The sequence below is a fragment of the Nitrosospira multiformis genome (assembly GCF_003050865.1).
Taxonomy (GTDB): Bacteria; Pseudomonadota; Gammaproteobacteria; order Burkholderiales; family Nitrosomonadaceae; genus Nitrosospira; species Nitrosospira multiformis_E.
Window position 1 is genome coordinate 28,793 of sequence record NZ_QAOK01000017.1, and the last position, 21,173, is coordinate 49,965.

At 54.0% G+C, this 21,173-nt stretch carries 19 protein-coding genes and 1 pseudogene; 14 read left to right on the forward strand and 6 right to left on the reverse strand.

Features of this window, described 5'->3' with window-relative positions; translation table 11 throughout:
- Positions 1 to 8: 8 nt before the first annotated feature.
- Complete coding sequence (metG, locus tag C8R21_RS09920; RefSeq protein WP_107762547.1) at positions 9 to 2,195, forward strand: methionine--tRNA ligase; 2,187 nt, start codon at positions 9 to 11, stop codon at positions 2,193 to 2,195.
- A 217-nt stretch (positions 2,196 to 2,412) separates the two neighbouring features.
- Here metG and C8R21_RS09925 read toward each other — a convergent pair whose 3' ends face one another.
- Complete coding sequence (locus C8R21_RS09925; RefSeq protein ID WP_258192342.1) at positions 2,413 to 2,622, reverse strand: isochorismatase family protein; 210 nt, start codon at positions 2,620 to 2,622, stop codon at positions 2,413 to 2,415.
- A gap of 93 nt (positions 2,623 to 2,715) precedes the next feature.
- Here C8R21_RS09925 and C8R21_RS09930 point away from each other — a divergent pair.
- Positions 2,716 to 3,340, forward strand: a pseudogene (locus tag C8R21_RS09930) (IS5 family transposase); the annotation flags it as partial.
- Positions 3,341 to 3,408: 68 nt separating this feature from the next.
- Positions 3,409 to 4,218, forward strand: coding sequence for a hypothetical protein (locus C8R21_RS09935; RefSeq protein WP_107762548.1), 810 nt, complete (start codon positions 3,409 to 3,411; stop codon positions 4,216 to 4,218).
- 510 nt (positions 4,219 to 4,728) lie between these two features.
- On the opposite strand, the gene C8R21_RS09940 is transcribed toward C8R21_RS09935, so the two are convergent.
- The 3 genes from C8R21_RS09940 to C8R21_RS09950 all read right to left on the reverse strand — a co-directional run bounded on the left by C8R21_RS09940 (position 4,729) and on the right by C8R21_RS09950 (position 9,866).
- Positions 4,729 to 7,818, reverse strand: a complete 3,090-nt coding sequence (locus tag C8R21_RS09940; protein WP_107762549.1) for an efflux RND transporter permease subunit — start codon at positions 7,816 to 7,818, stop codon at positions 4,729 to 4,731.
- Between the two features lie 49 nt (positions 7,819 to 7,867).
- Positions 7,868 to 9,058 carry an efflux RND transporter periplasmic adaptor subunit gene (locus tag C8R21_RS09945; RefSeq protein WP_258192343.1) on the reverse strand — a complete coding sequence of 397 codons (1,191 nt, stop codon included), beginning with the start codon at positions 9,056 to 9,058 and terminating at the stop codon, positions 7,868 to 7,870.
- A 121-nt stretch (positions 9,059 to 9,179) separates the two neighbouring features.
- Entirely contained in the window at positions 9,180 to 9,866 is a 687-nt protein-coding gene (locus C8R21_RS09950; protein WP_107762550.1) for an ABC transporter ATP-binding protein, read from the reverse strand.
- Between C8R21_RS09950 and C8R21_RS09955 the strand changes: the two genes are divergently transcribed.
- The 3 genes from C8R21_RS09955 (at position 9,865) to C8R21_RS09965 (ending at position 11,683) form a co-directional block, all read left to right on the forward strand.
- Complete coding sequence (locus tag C8R21_RS09955) at positions 9,865 to 10,557, forward strand: arylesterase (RefSeq protein WP_258192344.1); 693 nt, start codon at positions 9,865 to 9,867, stop codon at positions 10,555 to 10,557. The two genes, C8R21_RS09950 and C8R21_RS09955, sit on opposite strands and share 2 nt — an antisense overlap.
- A 151-nt stretch (positions 10,558 to 10,708) precedes the next feature.
- On the forward strand, positions 10,709 to 11,209 hold the full coding sequence (locus C8R21_RS09960; RefSeq protein WP_107762551.1) for a universal stress protein: 501 nt from the start codon (positions 10,709 to 10,711) through the stop codon (positions 11,207 to 11,209).
- 141 nt (positions 11,210 to 11,350) lie between these two features.
- Positions 11,351 to 11,683 carry a hypothetical protein gene (locus C8R21_RS09965; RefSeq protein ID WP_107762552.1) on the forward strand — a complete coding sequence of 111 codons (333 nt, stop codon included), beginning with the start codon at positions 11,351 to 11,353 and terminating at the stop codon, positions 11,681 to 11,683.
- Positions 11,684 to 11,810: 127 nt separating this feature from the next.
- On the opposite strand, the gene C8R21_RS09970 is transcribed toward C8R21_RS09965, so the two are convergent.
- The gene (locus C8R21_RS09970) at positions 11,811 to 12,611 is read right to left on the reverse strand and encodes an outer membrane protein assembly factor BamD (protein WP_107762553.1); all 801 of its coding nucleotides are present in this window, start codon (positions 12,609 to 12,611) and stop codon (positions 11,811 to 11,813) included.
- 97 nt (positions 12,612 to 12,708) lie between these two features.
- Here C8R21_RS09970 and rluD point away from each other — a divergent pair, with 97 nt between their 5' ends.
- From rluD to C8R21_RS09995, 5 genes are all read left to right on the forward strand, one after another.
- A complete protein-coding gene (rluD, locus tag C8R21_RS09975; protein WP_107762579.1) occupies positions 12,709 to 13,665 on the forward strand; it encodes a 23S rRNA pseudouridine(1911/1915/1917) synthase RluD in 957 nt (318 codons plus the stop codon).
- Positions 13,662 to 14,396 (forward strand): peptidoglycan editing factor PgeF, encoded by a 735-nt coding sequence (gene pgeF / locus C8R21_RS09980; RefSeq protein ID WP_107762554.1) that lies wholly within the window; start codon positions 13,662 to 13,664, stop codon positions 14,394 to 14,396. The genes rluD and pgeF overlap by 4 nt, the downstream gene beginning before the upstream one ends.
- Positions 14,397 to 14,542: 146 nt before the next feature.
- Positions 14,543 to 15,340: a ZIP family metal transporter gene (locus C8R21_RS09985; RefSeq protein WP_074973152.1), complete on the forward strand. Its 798-nt coding sequence runs from the start codon at positions 14,543 to 14,545 to the stop codon at positions 15,338 to 15,340.
- 152 nt (positions 15,341 to 15,492) lie between these two features.
- Entirely contained in the window at positions 15,493 to 16,839 is a 1,347-nt protein-coding gene (gene rimO / locus C8R21_RS09990; protein WP_107762555.1) for a 30S ribosomal protein S12 methylthiotransferase RimO, read from the forward strand.
- A 126-nt stretch (positions 16,840 to 16,965) separates the two neighbouring features.
- The gene (locus C8R21_RS09995; protein WP_074973156.1) at positions 16,966 to 17,454 is read left to right on the forward strand and encodes a hypothetical protein; all 489 of its coding nucleotides are present in this window, start codon (positions 16,966 to 16,968) and stop codon (positions 17,452 to 17,454) included.
- Between the two features lie 319 nt (positions 17,455 to 17,773).
- Here C8R21_RS09995 and C8R21_RS10000 read toward each other — a convergent pair whose 3' ends face one another.
- The gene (locus C8R21_RS10000; protein WP_107762556.1) at positions 17,774 to 18,079 is read right to left on the reverse strand and encodes a hypothetical protein; all 306 of its coding nucleotides are present in this window, start codon (positions 18,077 to 18,079) and stop codon (positions 17,774 to 17,776) included.
- A 247-nt stretch (positions 18,080 to 18,326) separates the two neighbouring features.
- Here C8R21_RS10000 and C8R21_RS10005 point away from each other — a divergent pair, with 247 nt between their 5' ends.
- Genes C8R21_RS10005 through C8R21_RS10015 form a run of 3 tightly spaced genes read left to right on the forward strand, consistent with a single transcriptional unit; the run spans position 18,327 to position 21,173 of the window.
- On the forward strand, positions 18,327 to 19,463 hold the full coding sequence (locus tag C8R21_RS10005) for an MlaE family ABC transporter permease (RefSeq protein ID WP_107762580.1): 1,137 nt from the start codon (positions 18,327 to 18,329) through the stop codon (positions 19,461 to 19,463).
- Between the two features lie 11 nt (positions 19,464 to 19,474).
- Positions 19,475 to 20,257, forward strand: a complete 783-nt coding sequence (locus C8R21_RS10010) for an ABC transporter ATP-binding protein (protein ID WP_107762557.1) — start codon at positions 19,475 to 19,477, stop codon at positions 20,255 to 20,257.
- Between the two features lie 10 nt (positions 20,258 to 20,267).
- A complete protein-coding gene (locus C8R21_RS10015) occupies positions 20,268 to 21,173 on the forward strand; it encodes an MlaD family protein (protein WP_107762558.1) in 906 nt (301 codons plus the stop codon).

Here is a 21,173-nt window from a genome sequence, read left to right on the forward strand (position 1 = left end):
ATCGCTTGATGAACAAACGGAAAATCCTCGTCACCTCGGCCCTGCCCTATGCCAACGGCAGCATCCATCTCGGCCATCTGGTGGAGTATATACAGACTGACATCTGGGTTCGTTTCCAGAAAATGCAAGAGCACGAGGTGCATTATGTTTGCGCGGACGACGCGCATGGCACGCCGATCATGCTTCGCGCAGAACAGGAAGGCATCACTCCACGGCAACTGATAGACCGCGTATGGCACGAGCATAAGGCGGATTTCGATGGTTTCCATGTTGGTTTCGACCACTATTACACTACCGATTCGCCCGAGAATCAGGTGTTTTGTGAAGATATCTACCGCCAGCTCAGGGCAAGAGATCTGATTGCCAAACGTTCGGTGGAACAGTTTTATGATCCGGTCAAGCAGATGTTTCTGCCGGATCGGTATATCAAGGGCGAATGCCCCAGGTGTCATGCCGGCGACCAGTATGGAGATTCCTGTGAGGTTTGCGGAGCCACCTATTCGCCCATTGACCTCATCGATCCCTACTCTGCCGTCTCCGGCGCCAAGCCGGAGCGCCGCGCTTCGAATCACTACTTTTTCAAGCTTTCGGATATACGTTGCCAAACTTTTCTCAAAAACTGGATATTTGAATCGATTCCGGCTCAGTCTGGCATTGCTTTAGAAACGAGGCCCCGACTTCAATCTGAAGCTGCCAATAAAATGAACGAGTGGCTTTCAGCCGGCCTCGTGGATTGGGATATTTCGCGTGATGCGCCTTATTTTGGCTTCCCTATTCCACATACCGGCGGAAAGAAATTTTTCTATGTGTGGCTGGATGCGCCAGTCGGCTATTTCGGCAGTTTCAAGAATTACTTCAAGCAGAACCAGCGAACCCAGGCCGAGATCGACGAATTCCTGCGTCCTGGCGGCAATACAGAAATGGTGCATTTCATAGGGAAGGATATTCTCTACTTTCACGCCCTGTTCTGGCCGGCGATGCTGGAATTCTCGGGATATCGCACCCCCACTCAGATCTATGCTCACGGGTTTCTCACCGTCAACGGCCAGAAAATGTCCAAATCCCGGGGGACTTTCATCACAGCCGAGAGCTATCTGAAGCAAGGTCTGAATCCGGAATGGTTGCGCTATTACTACGCTGCCAAGCTCAACGACAGCATGGAGGATATCGATCTCAATTTCGAGGATTTTGTCGCGCGCGTGAACAGCGATCTGGTGGGGAAGTATGTCAACATCGCCAGCAGATGCGCAGGGTTCATCATCAAAAAATTCGGTGGCAAGCTTACACACAACATTTCTGAAACAAGCCGGAAATGGTTCAACCAGTTTCTTTTTTGCGAACTGGGGGAGGGAGATACTTTCCTCGGCCGTCATATGTCCATTGCAAATTTCTATGAGCGCAGGGAGTTCAGCAAAGCGATCAAGGAAATCATGTCGGCGGCGGATGTGGCCAACCAGTATGTGGATCGGATGAAACCCTGGGTATTGGCGAAAGACAGCAGGAATGACAGGGAACTGCATGAAGTATGCAGCGTCGCGCTGAATATGTTCCGGATGCTGACGGTGTACCTGAAACCCGTGCTGCCGAAGCTTGCGATGGAAGCGGAGCAGTTCCTGGAATTAGACCCTCTTACATGGAAGGATGCGAATTCGCAGCACAGATTATTGCCGGAGGGACATCGGATCAACGATTACGAGCACCTGATGACCCGGGTCGATCCGAAACAGATCGAAGTGCTTACCAATGCAAACAAGGAAAGCCTGGTGCCTGCAAAATCACAGCAGGCTGCACAAGCCGTAAAAACCATGGAAAAAAATTCTTCCGCCCCGCCTGCGCCTGCAAAAGCAGGAGAAGCAGGCCAAGCAGGTGCGTCACCCATCTCCATCGAGGATTTCGGCAAAGTCGATCTCAGGGTCGCAAAAATCCTCGATGCGGAGCATGTGGCGGGTGCCGACAAGCTGCTCAAGCTCACCCTGGATATCGCTTCGGAACACCGAACAGTATTTGCAGGCATAAAATCAGCCTATGATCCCGCGCAACTCAAGGGACGCCTGACGGTCATGGTTGCCAATCTCGCGCCGCGCAAGATGAAGTTCGGTATATCCGAGGGAATGGTGCTGGCCGCAGGAGACGGTGACGGCCCTTATCTGCTTTCTCCCGATGAAGGCGCACGTCCTGGGATGAAGGTGAAATAACATTACGTGCGGTTTACGCCAAACTGAAAAAACACAAAATCAACTTGGCGGATTTCGGGTTTCTTGATTGAAAACCCCAACACCAATGGTCGTACACCGCTAAAGCTTGGCGACAAAGAAGTCACGCCAAAGGCAACAATCGAACATACGTCGAAGTCATAAGGCCCGTTCGTCTGCGAATGATTTGCCTTGGCAAGCTTCCTTGCCGTGAAAAGGCTTATTTGGCGAGATACTCGTCCGTCGTCACGATCGTGGCGTAGGCGAACGCCAGTGCAGACATGAGAGTGGCATGGACCTGTGCTGCCGGCACCGTCTGCCCACGGAACTCAAGATCCCGCGTGCCGCATGCATCGTGAACGACAGTTGTCTTGTAACCCAAGTCCGAAGCGGCGCGGGTCGTTGCGTCGATGCACATATGACATCGCACCGACGATGGTCAATTCCTCGATCCTTTTTCGTCGAGCACCTGCTTCAATTCGGATTTTGAGGAATGAATTGGGATAGTTCTTCACGATGACCGGTTCGCCCTCCTGCGGGGTGGCGGGATCTTCCGCCGGATTACGGAGGGTGGGGCAACACGCACCGCCGTTTCATACGTTGGCGGGACAAGGGTGTTTGGGAGAAGTTACTGGAGATTCTGATTGACGAGCCGGATTACGAGTGGCTGATGATTGACGCCAGCCATTGCAAGGTTCACCCGCACGCTGCTGGAGCCAGAGGAGGGAATCAGGACATGGGTCGCACAAAAGGGGGCTCAACACCAGGATACATCTGGCCGTGGATGCGCATGGTATGCCGGTCAGAGTCCTTGTTACACAAGGTCCCACAGCGGATTGCATGCAACTGGCTGCCTGATGGAAGGGATAGTTGCCGAATGCCTGATTGCAGATCGTGGCTACGACAGCGATGCGATCATCGAGCAGGCCATGAAGCAGGGCATGAAACCTGTCATTCCACCCAGGAAAAACCGGACAAGGCAAAGGCCGTATGATGAGAATCTCTACAAACTCCGCCATCTGGTGGAAAACGCCTTTCTCCACCTGAAACGCTGGCGAGGCATTGCAACCCGATACGCCAAAAACAGTACATCATTCCTTGCTGCCATCCAGATCAGATGCATCGCCCTCTGGCTCAACATCTCGTGACTACACTATCTAGATCAATCTGTTGTTTTTGTCGTCTACTTTACGTTAACCCTCTGTGAACACCTTCAATGAACCGTAAGAACCGACTAAGCAAGACGCCGGCTCGCAAATTGCGTGACCTTGACGATCATCTTCACCTCTTGCGCGAATCGCTAGCGAAACTGGTCGCAGGCGACGACGCATACCTCAAACCACTGGCGGCCGAATTGCGCGTGCTTGCATGCAAATCCAGCGGGACGGAAGGGCTCCTCTGGCGAATTCTTGACGAAATCAAGATGGAGGACGACGTACACGTCCATCTCTCCTGCAACTTGAATCGCGACCACCCGCTTACGGTGGGTCTACGGTTCTCCTTTGTACCTGTAGTCCGGGCTGGGGAGGGGGACCCACGGGTACCTCCGCGGCGGTATTCTCTTAAGGGAATCATCAAAGAGTGTGAGGCTCTCGTAGTTGCCGGAGAGGGGTATACGCATGAGAGCCTGATTCGGTCAGTCGCAGAGCAAATGGGGTCAGCCCACGAAGATGATGGGGTCGCACCACATCTAGTTGAACTTACTAGAACGATTCTAGCCAATCAACCGATGCTGATCCGGGTATTATCCTCTGATGCGGAACTGGTATTGGAGGTAGGAGAAAGAACGCTCGCGCAACTTGAGCGCGATGAAGGTTTTGTTCGAAAAAGACGTGTGCCCGTCGTGACCTCAACGGAACCGAAAAACTTTCGTTTACCTGCTTATATCGATGGCTTCGACTTCGATTGCGCCCCGCCAACGTTACCGCCAGAGGGGACAGTGATCTTAGCGTTGATCACCCCCACCCCGACTGGAGGCAAAACGCCAACACTTATGATTTCGGCCTCTGTGCTCAGGGCAACCTGAAGGTGAGAACGACTAAGTACCCAGACAGAACGATACAATTAGTAGTTGAAGGACTCGGACCATCCATCATGACAACTCGACAAGTAATTCCCAACACGAACCAACCCGGTGTAATGGTTGGAATTTCCTGGAAGAATAGGAAAGTAATTTTCTACTTATGTGGAGAGCGTGTTGATTCCCAAGAGTATCGTGGGGTGGCTTAGAAAAACAAAAACGCTCTTTAATCGTTTGATTTTTACAAGTGCCTAGTCGGTCTGTTCCGATACAACGAGGTTCATTCCCATCTCTTCGGCAGAACAGGCCAAATGCCGCAGCGGCGTTCCTCGTAGTGGGAATCAATGGGGTCAGACTCGATTGATTCCCGTAACTGTCAAAACGGTTGTTTTGGCATCATTTAATAGTTTTCGTACTTTCGGTCCTTTGCAAGGCAGAATCAATCGAGTCTGACCCCATTGATTCTTGCATTGATTACTTGATCTAGCCGCATGGATCAGGAGAGATGGGTACGATCTACGCCTGCTGTCCCACCACATCCCCCGTCTCGAGCTTCAATGGTCCTTTGCCGGAATATTTGTCCAGATAGAGATAGATCACCGGTGTGATGAACAAGGTGATCACCTGAGAAAACAGTAGTCCCCCTACCACGGCGAGACCCAGCGGTTGGCGCAATTCCGCCCCGGCTCCCAACCCCAGGGCGATGGGAAGCGCGCCCATCAGGGCTGCAAGGGTGGTCATCATGATTGGCCGGAAACGCAGCAGGCACGCAGTCCTGATCGCCTCCTGCGGCATCATCCCTTCATTGCGCTGGGCGTCGAGCGCGAAATCGATCATCATGATCGCATTCTTTTTGACTATGCCGATCAGCATAAGGATGCCGATCATGGCGATGATCGAGAGTTCCATATTGAACAGCCATAGCATTCCCAAGGCTCCCACCGCAGCCGATGGCAACCCTGAAAGTATCGTAAGGGGATGGATATAGCTTTCATACAACACGCCCAGCAAAACATAGATGACCAGCAACGCCCCGATGATGAGTATCACCTGGCTTGCCTGTGAAGACTGGAATGCCGCCGCATCGCCCGCATAGCTCGTGAGAATGCTGGCGGGCACATTCAGTTCGCGCTTGAACTTCTCTATTCGGGCAGAGGCTTCCCCCAGCGCGGCCCCGGGCGCGAGATTGAATGAGATGGTCAACGACTCGAGCTGGCCGGAGTGGTTGATCGCAAGGGGTCCCACCTGGCGTTCAACCGATGCGACACTGGAGAGCGGTACCAGCATACCGTTCTTGCCGCGCAGGTAGATTTTATCGAACGCACTCTCGTCAGCGCGGTCCTCCGGGGCTACCTGCAGGATAACCGCATAACTGTCGCTGGAAGTATAGATCGTCGACACCTGGCGTTCACCAAACGCGCTGTACAGCAGAGAACGGATATCGGACATCTGCACGCCCAGGAGATTGACCTTGTCGCGATTGATATTGAGTTGCGCCTGCAGGCCCTTCAATTGGGAATCGCTGGTGACATCGCGGAATATCGGATCTACACGCATGCGCGCCATCAGACCCTCCGCCGCAGCGCGCAGCTCCTCCGCACGCACACTGCGCATGACATACTGATAACGGCTCTTGCTGGTGCGCCCTCCCAGCCTGAGATTCTGCATGGGATTGATGAAAACGTTGACACCGGGAATGGTACTCACCTCGCGCCGCAAATCTTCCATTACCTTGTTGAGAGAGGGACGTTCGCTCCGCGGCTTCAAGGTCATGAACAACCGGGCGCTATTGCTTTCTGTCGCATTGACGATGAGTGTGTCAACAGCCGGATTGGCGCGCATGATTTCCCCCGTTCGCTGCAACAATTCCGTCATGGCTGGAAAGGAAATATCTTCAACCGCATCCACCGTGATCAGCGCCTGCCCGATATCCTCCGTGGGGAAAAAACCTTTGGGCAAGACCACGAACAAGCCTGCCGTGGCAATGAAGGTGCCCATGGCAATGCCGAGCACGGTACGGCGATGAAGCAACGCGAGATCAAGGACGCGTTCATAGACCCCCAGGGTACGAATGAACCCACGCTCGAACCAGGCGGTCCATTTCAGGCTTCTGCTCTCGGACTCGTGCTGGACGATATACCGGCTTGTCATCACCGGCACCAGCGTGAGAGAGACAAGCGCCGACATCATGACGGCAATTCCCACTACCCCTGCAAACTCGTGAAAAAGCAGGCCGATTACCCCCGGCATGAAGAAAATCGGAATGAAAACGGCCACCAGCGAGAGAGAAATCGACATGATGGTAAAACTAACCTCCTTCGACCCCACCAGAGCTGCCTGCAAGGGCGGCATACCCCTCTCGATATGGCGAACGATATTCTCCAGCATTACGATGGCATCATCCACCACCAGGCCGACCGCGAGCGTGATTGCCAGCAGCGAAATATTGTCCAGGCTGTAATCGAGCAGATACATCATTGCTACGGTTCCAAGCAGCGAGATCGGCAGCGACAGCGCCGGAATCAGCGTAGCGGAAGCCTTGCGCAGGAACAGGAAAATCACAAGCAGAACGAGTACGATCGTTACCGCCAGCGTCACCTGCACATCATGAATCGAGTCGCGGATCGAAACCGAGCGGTCGCTGATTAGCTTGAGCTGCACCGATGAAGGCATTTGCGCGACCAACGCCGGCAGGATGGCTTTTATGGCATCCACGGTCGCCACCGTATTCGCACCCGGCTGGCGCTGCACCGACAAGGTTATTGCCCGCTCGCCATTGACCCAGCTCGCGGTCTTGACCGACTGCACGCTGTCTTCAACCTGCGCCACTTCCGAAAGACGTACGGGATTGCCTGCATCAGAGGTCGCCACGATCAGATCCGCGAAGGCAGCCGCATTTCCGAGCTGGCGGTTGGCCTGAATGGTAAGCGTCTGGCGCGGACCCTCGAGAGTGCCTATCGGCGTGTTGGCGTTGGCGGTGCCCAGCGCAGTGGCGATATCGTCCAGAGTCAGATTGCGGACAGCAAGTGCTTCCGCATTGACATGGATACGTACGGCATATTTTTTCTGGCCGTTGATCTGGACCTGCGCAACGCCCGACAGCGTTGACAAGGTGGGAGCAATCAGGTCTTCGGCAAGACTGTTCAGCTCCGACAGCGACATTGAAGGCGATGTCAGTGCAAGAAAGATAATGGGCGAATCCGCAGGATTGATCTTGCGATACGAGGGTGGCGACGTCATCTCGATCGGGAGAGCGCGCTCGGCTCGCAGCAAGGCCGCCTGTACGTCAATTGCCGCGCTGTCGATATCCCGTCTCTGGTCGAATTCCAGCGTAATCGCGGTATTGCCAAGCGTGCTTGTGGAACTGATTACCGAAAGACCGGAGATCGTCGAGAATTGCCGCTCCAGTTGCGTGGCTACAGAGGAAGCCATTGTCTCGGGACTGGCGCCCGGCAATACCGCTGTCACCGAAATGGTGGGCGAGTCATAACTGGGAAGTGCAGCAATAGGCAGATTACCGTAAGCCACAATGCCGGCGAGAATAGCCGAGGCTGATAGCAGCACCGTCATGATCGGGCGGCGAATGCACAGTTCCGAGAGATTCATCGCGCTGACTTAATGCGGGTTGCAGACCTGCCCTGCCAAAAGAATTTGCTCATCCGGGGTTTCTACCCGCTGGCCCGGCACCGGTCTTGATGGAACTCGCCTCCGTTACGGCGCTGCCCGGACGGAGATTCTGCGCCCCCTCCGCGACCACATGCATCCCGGAAATAATGGCCTTTCCCTCTACTACCGCAAACCCTTCCTGTACCAAGCGCACATCGACCGGGAAAGGCTTTACCTTTCCGGTTTCGTCCAGTACATACAGGAATTTCCCTTCCGGTCCGTTCTGCACGGCCTGCACCGGCACCGTCAGAACATGGGCCAGAGTCTGCGGCGCGAGCGACACCATGACAAACATGCCTGGCCACAGGTGCCTGTCCGCATTGGGAAACTCTGCCTTGAGACGAATTGTGCCGCTTGCCGTATCGACGGCATTATCGATAAATATCAGACGGCCGGTTCTCGTCTGTTTTTGTGGCCCATTCAACTCCACCATTACCGGCACCTCGCCTTTCGCAAAAGCCTGCTGCAAAGGTATGAACTCGCGTTCCGGCAAAGTGAAGCTGACGTTGATCGGATCGATCTGGGTAATGCTCACCAAAGCATCATTGGGCTGCACCAGGCTGCCCTGGTATACCGAAATGGCGCCGGAACGGCCAGAAATCGGGGCAGTGATTTCACTGAAACCGCGCGCGATCCGATTCGCCTGAGCCGTAGCTTCATCGACTGTAAGCTGGGCGCGCAGCGCATCCACCTGATTCTCCGCCACATCCAGGGCCGCCTGCGAAATAAAATCCTGCCGGAACAGTTCCCGCTGGCGTTCAAGATTACGTTCCGCATTTCTCAGGTCGGCGCGTGACTTTGCCAGTTGCCCCTCGGTTCTGCGTACATTGGCATCCTCGGTGCGCGCGTCAAGCGTGAAAAGCGGCTCGCCCCTTCGAACGAATTGGCCTTCCCTGATATGCACTGCGCTGATCATTGCGCTCAGCTGGGGCCGCACGGCCACCGTCTGCTGCGCAGACACGGTACCGTTGGCAGCGAGTTGCACCGGTACATTCCGTTGGCTGATGACCGCCGTTATTACCGGCGTGGGTTCAGAAGTCTTCTTCTTTGCATCGGTCGCTCCACTCGGGCTACGCCACACCCAGGCACCTGCTATCAGGAGTGCGAGTATAAGACCAAGGATTATGACTCTCAGGCGCCGGACAGGAGCAGCCGTTTTTATTTCAGAAATAGCTTCCATCAGTGAGACTTAACCGAATGCGATCGAATTATGATCAAGAAAGGGAGAGGAGCATACCAAGAAGTACAGCGGGAAGCACCGTCTTATCAATTCCGCGCACGGTGAGATACTTCTCGCTTCTTCAATCCACGATTTTTCCTCCGGCAAGCCGTATTCTCCCTGCACAGCGGCTGGAAATGGCTTCATCGTGTGTTACCAGAATGAGCGTTGTCCCCCGCTCGCGGTTCAATTCAAACATGAGCTCTATGATTTGGGCGCCTGTCGCGGAATCAAGGTTGCCTGTCGGTTCATCCGCCAATACCAGTTGAGGCTGGGTAACAAAGGCGCGCGCAATGGCGACGCGCTGCTGCTCTCCTCCTGAGAGTTGACGCGGATAATGCTTTAGACGCTGTCCAAGCCCCACTCGTTCAAGCAATTCGCACGATGCGCTGCCTGCATCCGGCATTTTTGCAAGCTCCAGGGGCAACATCACGTTTTCGATCGCAGTGAGCGCCGGCAACAGTTGAAATGACTGGAAGACAAATCCCAGCATGCGTCCGCGAAGTGCCGCACGCGCATCCTCGTCCAACAGAAAAATATCCTCGCCATCAAGGTGAACCTTACCGCTCGAAGGCGTATCTAATCCTGCTAACAGCCCCAGCAATGTCGACTTTCCTGAACCCGACGCTCCTACTACGGCGACGGAATCGCCAGCATTAACGCTTAAATTGATGTTCTCCAGAATGGTGAGTTGTTCGTCGCCGGTATTCACTTGCTTGGTCAATCCAATCGCCTGCACGATGGGCCGTACTACAACATTATCTGTCATGAAAAATTTCCTGGTTATTCTCTATCTGGTATCAGCATTCTTTACCCCCACTTCGGGCGCAACCGTGGGGCCAGCGCCTGCACCCACTTCCGGTACCACGACCGTTATGGTATTCGGCGACAGTTTATCTGCCGGGTATGGCTTGCCTCCGGATGCAGGCTGGGTCAATCTGCTCAAGAACCGGCTGCAAACACAATCACAGACATATCTGATCAATAACAGCATCAGTGGCGAAACCGCATGGGGAGGACGCAACCGGATCGAGAAAGCGCTCAAGACCCATCGTCCTGACATCGTCATTGTCGAGTTGGGAGGTAATGACGGGCTGAGAGGGGCGTCCATCGGATCCATCCGGGACAATCTCGAAGCCATCATTGAAGCCTGCAAGCGGAACAATGCCACTGTACTGTTGGCCGGAATGCAATTGCCGCCAAATTATGGCATAACATATACTCAAAAGTTTCAGGATATTTACCCTCAGCTCGCCAAACGCCACGACATCAAACTCGTGCCGTTCCTCCTGGATGGCTTTGGTAATAAACGCGAATTTTTTCAGGCAGATGGGATACATCCCACCGCTCGGGCTCAGGAAAAAATCGTGGAAAATGTCTGGAAAGTGTTGAAAACGATGCTCGACGCTCCCCAGAAATCTTCACCACCGCTTGCTTACGACTCTCCGGGTGCGCGGTGAAGCCATAGGCTGGAATCAGCTTGCCTGCGGAGTTTGTCACTGTTCAGAAATTGAGGTAATGTAATCTTGGGCCTTATCAGGAATAGCATCATCGGAGATGACTCGGAGATCAATATTTGGTAAGTTCGGCCTGCGAATATGAATAAAGAAAATGATCGGTAGCTACAGACATATTCTGCTGGCAGTGGACTTTTCGGAGCACGGAAATCACGTTATCCGAAAAGCAAGGTATCTGGCGGAAACATTTCAGGCAAAGCTCAGCATCATTCATGTGCTGGATAACATTCCCATGCCTGACATGGCTTATGGAACCATTGTCCCCCTCGAGGAATATTCAGCTTACGAGTTGCTGGAAGCGGAAAAAAAGAAGCTGGAACAGGTGGCTGACCGTTTGGGAGTGGACGTCCGGCAGCGCTGGCTGGTATGGGGCGTGCCCGCACAGGAAATAGTTCGCGTAGCAGAGCAGGAACAGGTCGACCTCATTGTTGTCGGCTCGCACGGACGCCACGGCCTTGCACTACTGCTGGGATCGACAGCAAACAGCGTTCTCCATCATGCGAAATGCGATGTCATTGCCATTCGCCTGCAGGATGAGGTAACGAGCGAGGAATCGATACTGGAGGGATCAGCGCTCGGTCCCCTGGCGTCCTAGCCTAAATAATTTCGAATTGTTCTCTTGCGCTCCGGGTATGAGGTGCTATACCTAAAAAAGCCCTGGAATTCGCATCCCTGGCTATGATTTTTGAATAGCTAAGAAATCTTTATATATAAGAGAGGGAAAAGGAGATTTATCATGAAGACTGTAAAAACGGTATTAGCAGGAATCGGCGCAGCTGTACTGTTCAGTATGGGGCCAAGTACAATTGCTCAAGCGCAATCTGGCTTGATCAGTGTGGACATCAGAAACGTCGCGAACAATATTGCGAAAAACATCAATGTTGATGTCAGTCAGATCCCAGTCACTGTACAGGCACCTGTTTCCGTAGCTGCCACCGTATGTAACATTGCCGCAGATGTTCTAGGCACCCAAGCCGCCAGCGGAACTGGAAGCTGTACGGCAAAGAGCACTTCTAGTGCGCTGGATCAGATCGTGCTCGAACAAATAAAAGGAACGACACAAAGGTAAGTTGTTGCACTACATCAAGGAAACGCTGAACAAGCACTCGCAGAGTGCGCAGCCATCAAAATCAGGATGATGACTGCGATTCCATCTCCAGCTTGGTTGCCGGCAATCTCCACCTTGATTGCCGGCATCACCAGAATTTCCACCAGGGCTCGCCGCTGGCCCCCGTCGAGTCGGACAGGAAACGGCTGTTTGGAAAGTTTTTTCTCATGACCCGGTCCGCATCATCGCGCAAATCAGTCATGCCCAAGGCATCGTAGGCCTTCACCATGATGAACAAGGCCTCTTCCGTGGCCGGTGTCTGCGGATATTCCTTCACTGCATATTGGGCGCGGTTGGCTGCGGCAACATACCCTCCCCGTTTCATATAGTAGCGGGCCACCTGTATTTCATTCAGCGCTACGACGTTGACCAGATGCTTCATGCGTTGCACTGCATCCGGCGCGTACTTGCTCTTGGGAAAACGGTTCACCAGCTCCTTGAAATTTTCAAATGATTCGTGCGATGCCTTGGGATCGCGCTCGCTCATGTCCTGGTTGAGAATTTTTTCCGTGACGATGCCCATCAACCCCAGGTCATCGTTGAAATTTGCCAGGCCCTTCAGGTAATACGCATAATCCACATTGGGATGGTTTGGATGAAGCTTGATGAAACGATCGGCAGCTGCAATCGCCAGCGCCTGCTCGCCATCCTTGTAATGCGCATAGCCGATTTCCAACTGCGCCTGCTGCGCATAGCGCCCGTAAGGGTAGCGCGCTTCCAGCGCTTCGAACAGTTTGATGGCGGAAGCGTAATTGCCGTCGTTCAATTCCGACTTTGCCTCGGTATAGTATTTACTCGCCGACCAGGCCTTGGTGTCCTGCGCTTCCTTGGGGAGCAGACTGCATGCCGATAGCAGCAATACGAAAAATAAAGCTACACTACGTAACATGATGAGTTCGGCGCCAGGAAAAAGGAATAACCATTATAGCGCAAAGCCTATAGTGCCCGAACCAGCGCATCCGACGCCCGAGCCGCTCGGGGGGGTTGTGGAACTGATCATTCCCGACCATTGCGCCGGCCTCCGGCTGGATCAGGCCCTGGCGCAACTATTGTCCGAGTGGTCTCGCAGTCGGCTGCAATCATGGATTTTGGAAAAGAGGGTAAGCGTGGATGGCGCATGCAGCATCCCCCGTCAGAAAGTGTGGGGTGGGGAAAAGATCGAGCTCTATCCCGCACGTGATTCTGCTGAAACGGCGCACGCGCCGGAAGCCATTGCACTGGATATTGTCCATGAAGATAACGCTATCATTATTAACAATAAGCCCGCAGGGCTCGTGGTCCATCCCGGCAGCGGAAACTGGCAGGGCACCCTGCTCAATGCATTGCTGCACCATTCCCCGCCATTAAGCGGCATACCGCGCTCCGGTATCGTTCATCGGCTGGATAAGGAAACCAGCGGTCTCCTGGTAGTGGCAAAAACCCTGGAAGCTCAAACCAGCCTGGTGCGCCAGTTGCAAGAGCGCACGGTCAAGCGGGATTATCTGGCGCTGGTCTGGGGCAGTATTTCCTCCCACGGATGGGTTGATGCACCGGTTGGCCGCCATCCGGTACAGCGGACCAGAATGGCAGTAGTCGCGAGTGGCAAGGAAGCACGCACACGTTACGAGGTATTGGAGCAATTCACCGATTGCACGTTGCTCCGGTGCAGCCTGGAGACAGGGCGCACCCATCAGATACGGGTGCACATGCAATCTCTTGGTTATCCCCTGGTGGGAGATCCGTTGTATGGCGGGAAAGCAAAAAAGGGCAGCAGTGCGACGATGCAGTTGGCTGCTTTTCCCCGACAGGCGTTGCATGCCCACAGGCTGGAATTGACGCATCCGCAGAACGGCCAGAGAATGGGATGGGAAGCGCCATTGCCGGAAGACATGAGCAACCTGCTGCTGATGCTTCAGAAAGCGCGTGATAAAGAATCTCATGCAATTCCAGCCATGACCAAATGAACGACTGGATCACTCCCGACTGGCCTGCCCCGTCCAATGTAAAGGCGTTGTTCACTACACGTAACGGTGGAGTGAGTCATACCCCTTATGCCAGCCTTAACCTGGGTGGCCATGTGGGCGACGACACGGGAACGGTCGAACAAAACCGCGCCCTGCTACGGCGATTTTTACCCGCCGAACCTCGGTGGCTGAACCAGGTGCACGGCACGAGCACAATCGGTATCGACCGCAATGATTGTACGTCCCCCTCCTGCGGCGACGCTGCGTTCAGCCAGCGCTCCGGTCACGTCTGCGCGATTCTTGTAGCCGACTGTCTGCCCATACTGTTATGCGACCAGGAAGGAACCACAGTGGGCGCGCTTCATGGCGGGTGGCGCGGATTGGCCGGAGGAATCGTGGAACAGGCTATCTCTGCAATGGGAACAGACCCAGCTTCTCTTATGGCCTGGCTCGGTCCGGCAATCGGTCCAGAACATTTCGAGGTCGGGGAGGAAGTGCGCCTGGCTTTTACCCGGCGCGATGAAGAAGCCGCCCTCGCCTTCCGCCCGGGTCCCCATAAGGGAAAATGGTATGCCGACCTTTTCCTGCTGGCGCGGCAGCAGTTGAAGAATGCCGGTATTACCGAGGTATACGGCGGAGGGGAATGTACTTTCAGCGATCCCGCAAGATATTTCTCTTATCGGCGCGATGGCAGCACAGGGCGCATGGCCGCCCTGATCTGGCTGGTATGAATCGGCCGGTACAGCAACAGCAGCAATAACGGCGACAATATGCCGAATGGAATGGTCTTGCGGGCGGCTCCACTTGCGCCGTCACCGTAATTTGAGCGCAACAGCGTATAATCGCGCCTTTTCCCGCGAGTGTCTCAATAGTATCGATGTCGACCTTTGCCTGGATCATCGTCACCAGCCTGTTCGGGGGCATCCTCAGCGTATTGTTCGCTGCCGTGCTGACGCTCAACACGCGCGCCTCCTGGGTTCAGATGTTGATCTCGTATGCCATCGGGGCGCTATTGGGAGCCGCTTTTCTCAACGCACTACCAGAGGCGCTTGAACTTTCGAAAAACCCGGGACAAATGACAGCCACGGTGCTGTTCGGCATCCTGCTATTCTTCATTCTGGAAAAACTGGTATTGTGGCGTCACTGCCATTCGGAAGAATGTGAAGTTCATGATCCTGCCCGCAGCGTAATCGCTGCCGGAACACCTCAGCACGATCACGGCCGCAGCGGCATGATGATCATGCTGGGCGACACATTTCACAATTTCGTCGATGGCATACTGATTGCTGCCGCCTTCATGGCCGACATACAGTTGGGCATTGTCACCGCCATTGCCATCATCGCCCATGAAATTCCCCAGGAAGCCAGCGATTTTCTGATACTGCTCAATTCAGGCTATACCCGGAAACAGGCACTGCTTTTCAATCTGTTGTCCAGCGGGGCCACCCTGGTTGGGAGCATGGCGGCCTACTTCATGCTGCAGGATATGAGGCACCTGATTCCGTCGCTGCTGGGTCTTGCAGCCGCCGCCATGATTTACGTGGCGATGTCGGATCTCATACCCGGCCTGCACAAGCGCCCGGAAATCGACGCGACCATCAAGCAGGTCGCCCTCATCACGCTCGGCATCAGTTCGATCTGGTTAGCCGGAAATCTGTTTGCCCATCATGCGTGAGCTTCATTTGCTCAAGCCCTTCTCCTCCTCAAAAATCCTGAAGAGCATTCCCAACCTTCCGGGGAATCCTGAGCCAGATATTTTGTCTCTGCAAAAATACATCATTCTTCTCACTCTGACTTTCCCTTGAGGAAAGCAATATTACAAATCAAATGGCATCTCTGAAACAGCAGGCTCCCCGTATCGGCTTTGTCTCCCTCGGTTGCCCGAAAGCCTTGGTGGACTCCGAGCAGATCCTTACCCAACTGCGTGCCGAAGGCTATGAAACTTCTTCTACCTATGAGGATGCGGACCTTGTAGTCGTCAATACCTGCGGTTTTATCGATAGCGCGGTAGAAGAGTCACTCGACGCTATCGGCGAGGCGCTGGCGGAAAACGGCAAGGTGATCGTCACTGGCTGTCTGGGAGCAAAAGAAGGCGGGGATGTAGTCAAACAAGCTCATCCGCAAGTGCTGGCGGTGACAGGACCTCACGCCCTGCCCGAAGTCATGGCAGCGGTTCACATGCATCTGCCACAGCCGCACGATCCCTATACCAGTCTCATTCCTCCACAGGGCATAAAGCTGACACCCAGGCATTACGCCTATCTGAAGATTTCCGAAGGCTGCAATCACCGTTGTACCTTCTGCATTATCCCTTCGATGCGCGGCGACCTCGTCAGCCGCCCCATCCATCAGGTCATGGAGGAGGCAGAAAACCTGGTAAATGCAGGGGTCAGGGAATTGCTCGTCATTTCGCAGGATACCAGCGCCTATGGAGTAGACGTCAAATATCGCATCGGTTTCTGGCAAGGCAGGCCGCTGAAAACGCGGATGACCGAACTGGCGCGCGCTCTGGGTGAGTTAGGGGTATGGGTTCGCCTCCATTATGTTTACCCTTACCCGCATGTCGATGAAGTGATTCCGCTCATGGCCGAGGGAAAAATTCTCCCGTATCTCGATGTGCCGTTTCAGCATGCCAGCCCGCGTATTTTGAAGGCGATGAAACGTCCCGCCAACTCCGAAGACAATCTTTCCCGCATTCGGCGATGGCGCGAAGTCTGCCCGTATATCACGCTGCGCAGTACCTTCATTGTCGGTTTTCCCGGAGAGACGGAGGCAGAGTTCGAACAACTCCTGGAGTTCCTTGAGGAAGCGCAACTTGACCGAGTTGGATGCTTTGCCTATTCGCCTGTCGAGGGCGCAGCGGCAAATACGCTCCCCGACCCTGTGCCGGAAGAGGTGAAAGAAGAGCGACGGGCGCGCTTCATGGCAACACAGGAAAAAATCAGTGCTGAGCGCCTCACTCGCAAAATCGGCAAGCGGGTGATCGTACTGATAGACGATGTAAACAAAAACAAGGCTATCGCCCGCAGTACTGCCGACGCACCGGAAATCGATGGCCTGGTTTATATCAACAAAGCAAAAAACGTAAAGCCGGGTGACTTTATTGAGGTTGAAGTTACCCGCTCCGATGCACACGATCTGTACGCGCGACAGGTCAGCGACAACTTGACGTAAGGAATCTCGGGTGGCTATCGGTTGACAAGCTCAGCATTAGAGCGATAATCCCGGTAAAAGCTGATTGCAGGAATCATGGCCAATAACAGGTGAGTGAGTAGAAACCGAACCGGACGGGAGATCAAGTTGAAAAAGATTTTTGCTGTTTTTACTGTTCTACTGGCTTTTATAGCCGCTACTGCAACCGCCAGTGAAATCGATAAGCGTCAGGTTCTCGCTCTGAATGAGCTTCAGCGCGATCACATATTGACGGAAATGCGCGTCCTGCTATCAGGAACTCAACGTATTCTCGAGGCCCTCTCCAAGGAAGACATGGTGGCGGTAGCAGAGCATGCCCGCGCGCTGGGTATGGGCATGGCGCATAAGGGAGAAAATCATCTCCAGTCAGTACTGCCAAAGGAATTCATGCAGCTCGGCATGTCCGTGCACAAGGCGTTCGACGAAATCGCCGCTGATGCCGAGTCCCGGAAAGACCCGCGACATACGTTGCGGCAATTAAGCGAATCGATGATGAAGTGTTCCACTTGCCATGTCACTTACCAGATTCGCGTCACAGAGCAGCCAGATGTCCCATCAGGGGGTCCAGCGGCAGAACATTTCCACGGCCACCATTAGATCAAGTTATTTGGCGATATCGCTGCGGCACATGGAAGTGAAGAGATATCGAATGATGATCCGCGCTTTGCTCCACCCCATCCTTCATGAACAGGGTAAACCCACCGTTCGGCGGCAAGAAAATGGCTGCGTACGAATCTATCTAACCGGGGAGATAAGGAAAAAATAATCAGAATCAGAGCCGTATTTCATTGTCAGAAGATACTGCTCCGATCCTGATTTGCTATTTATTATTATTGTCGTAGTTATTGTTATTACTGCTCCCCTCCTCTGTATTTATCCATCGCTCAGCTTCGGGAAATCTGCCGAGGAGGAGGCGCTACTGCCCATTTTGCTTCTTGCGCTTCTTGCGCTTCTTGTCGCCCATCCCCCGAAGTTGATCAGGGACTTGGGAAGCCATGGGATACGTTAATACACCTGTTATTAAAAGGGAGTCAACAATATAATAAGCAAATGCCGTGCCAGTTATGATGTCATTTCTAAAACAAAGGGTTATCTGTCCATCCCTGTTTTTCAGATGTAAGAGTGTAAGAAATTTCGGCAAATAGTGGGTCGATCTGGCCATGCCGTCTGGCAAAAACGGAAAAAACCGCAGCTTCCCTTCAAGCTTTCGCTGGGCGCGCATTCATTCATTTTTTCTTCCATGAGCTTAACCATTTCTCTTTCTGTTTCTGCTCGCTCCTCGCTTGCCTCAAAAGCCTTAATGCGTTTTACTAGGAGAATGGATGGCATTGCAGTGGAACTGTTCAGCTATACTTTATAGGGACAATGACTGCGCCACGAGAGGAATAAAGTAACCGACACCGGGAAAGGCTGATATCAGGAAGAGCGGAAAAGCTTATCCTGACAAGTGTTTCCTGAGGATAATCATGATGCCGGAGATTCAGGGCAGCAATTCACCGTTGGTATTGCGCCGCGTTGCCGGCGCCGAGGGAATTCCGTGCGTGATGGTTGAAGGGAATTGCACCCTCACTGCTATCGGCGAACGAATTCAACAGATTGCTACGGAGCTTTCCCAGTTCGCAACCGAACCGGAACTGCGGTGGGATCTTACACAGGTAGCCCGGATGGATGACGCAGGGGCTGTTCTCCTGTGGCGCGGCTGGGGTAATCAGCGGCCCCGATTTCTGTTTGTAAGACCTGAGCATGAAAGGCTTTTCGATCGCCTGGAAGAAACGTGGACCCCTCCTTCTGAAGCAACACTGGATCGGCTGTGGCCAATTATGGTGTTGGGAAAGGCAGTTTTCCTGTTGTGGGAGCATCTGGTCGGCCTCGTGATTCTGATGGGCCAGCTGGTACTGGAAATAAAGTATCTGGCAGGCCGCCCCTCGCGAATACCGTGGCGCGAAATTTCCGCAAATCTGTACCGGACCGGAGCGCAGGCGCTCGGTATCACGGCGCTAGTGGGATTTCTCATCGGTGTGGTGTTGAGCTATCTCTCTTCCCGGCAGCTGCAAATATTTGGAGCGGATATCTTCATCGTCAACATTCTTGGCGTCAGCGTTATCCGGGAGCTTGGACCCATGCTTGCCGCCATCCTGGTTGCCGGCCGTTCCGGTTCATCGATGACTGCGCAATTGGGTGTGATGCGGGTAACCGAGGAGCTGGATGCGCTGACGGTCATGGGTATTCCCCACAGTCTTCGGCTGATCCTGCCGAAAGTGATCGCCCTTGGTCTTGCGATGCCACTCGTTGTGCTATGGACAAGTGCTGTTGCATTGATAGGAGGAATGGTCGTTGCCGAGTTCCAGCTCGGGTTGGGCTACAAGTTTTTTTTGAGCAAGCTTCCGGATGTGGTCGCCGTCTCCAACTTGTGGCTGGGCCTGGGCAAAGGGATTGTATGCGGGATGGCAATCGCCTTGATTTCGTGCCACTTCGGTTTGAGAATCAAATCCAATACGGAAAGTCTGGGCGAAGGCACAACGAACTCGGTGGTCACATCCATTACCGTGGTAATTATTATCGACGCCATTTTTGCCGTGATTTTTTCGGATGTGGGGTTAAGGTAAAGCGAGAGTCGATGCCGAAAGATAACTGCATTATCGAGGTGGAGGGGCTATACACCCGGTTCGGCAACCACGTCGTGCATGAAAATATTGGGCTTTGTGTGCAGTATGGAGAAGTATTGACATTGGTGGGGGGCTCCGGTAGCGGCAAGACAGCGCTCATGAGACAGATCCTGGGTCTCGAGACACCCGCACAAGGCACAGTGCGGGTTTTCGGAGAACCGTTGCGCGGCCGGAATCGCCAGCAGACACAGAACATGCGAAACCGCTGCGGTGTGCTGTTCCAGAAAGGCGCGCTGTTCAGCGCGTTGTCGGTCTATGACAATATCGCCCTGCCCATGCGCGAGCTGCGCACGCTGGACGAAGACATGATTCGCGATCTCGTGATGCTCAAGCTCGAAATGGTGGAAATAGCGCCTGTCCATGCAAACAAGATGCCTGCCGAGCTTTCCGGCGGCATGATCAAACGTATTGCGTTGGCGCGTGCGATGGCGCTTGATCCGGAGCTCCTGTTTCTGGACGAGCCAACGGCCGGACTCGATCCGGAGCTGAGCGAGGGATTCGTCAAGCTCATCAAGACGATGCAATCCGAACTGACATTTACGATTGTCATGGCGACTCACGACCTCGACACGCTGGTTGCGCTTTCCGATCGTGTCGCGGTGCTGGCCGACAAGCGCCTGGTGGCATTGGGAACCCTGCGAGAGGTAATAAACACTGACCACGCTTTCATTTCAAATTTTTTCTGTGGCGTGCGCGGCAGGAAAACATTGAGAAACAACAGCAGCATCTTATAAGGGGGCGATTATGGAAAACCGTGCCCATGCCTTGGCAGCGGGTTTATTCGTAATTATTCTGAGTACGGCACTGGCGGCTGCCGTCATGTGGTTCGGGGGCGACACCATGATGCGCGCCAAATACATGCTCGTGTCGGAGGTTCCGGTCTCAGGCCTGAATTCTCAGGCAACAGTGCGTTACCGGGGAGTAACAGTCGGTAAAGTCGAGAACATCAAGCTGGATAAAAAGAACCCGCATAAGATTCTGGTTCAGATCGCAGTGGACAAGAACGTGCCTTTGACCCGAAATGCATTTGCCCAACTGGGTTACCAGGGTTTGACGGGTCTGGCATACGTGCAGCTGAATGATGAGGACGGCGAGGCCGAACAACTGGAAACTGATTCGGATGAACCCGCACAAATTCCCCTGCGCCCCTCGTTATTCGACAGCATCACCAGTTCGGGCCAGCACCTGCTCGGCACTGCCAACGTATTGATCGAAAGAATGAATCTCCTCCTCGAAGACGAGAATCGGACGCGATTCATGCATATACTGGAAAATACGGAAAAGGCGACAGGCCGTTTGTCCAGGGTTCTCAACCAGTTGGAGCCGGGGCTCAAGGCAATCCCGGGGCTCGCTGCCGATGCAAGTTCCGTAATGAAAAATGCTGACCGGCTTGTAGTCGACCTCAACCAGATCACATCGAGGCTGAACCGGCAGGGAGGAGCCATCGATGGCCTTTCCGTAGCCACGGTAGAGCTGGGCGAAACCATGCGGTCATTGCGGGAAGCAACGGAAGGTATCAAAAATACCACCCGCAGTGTCGACCGGGTGCTACTCCAACTGGAAGATCAACCGACAAGCCTGCTGTTTGGCCGTCCTCCCCCGCCGCCGGGTCCCGGTGAGACAGGTTTTGTACCGCCAGGAAGTAGATGA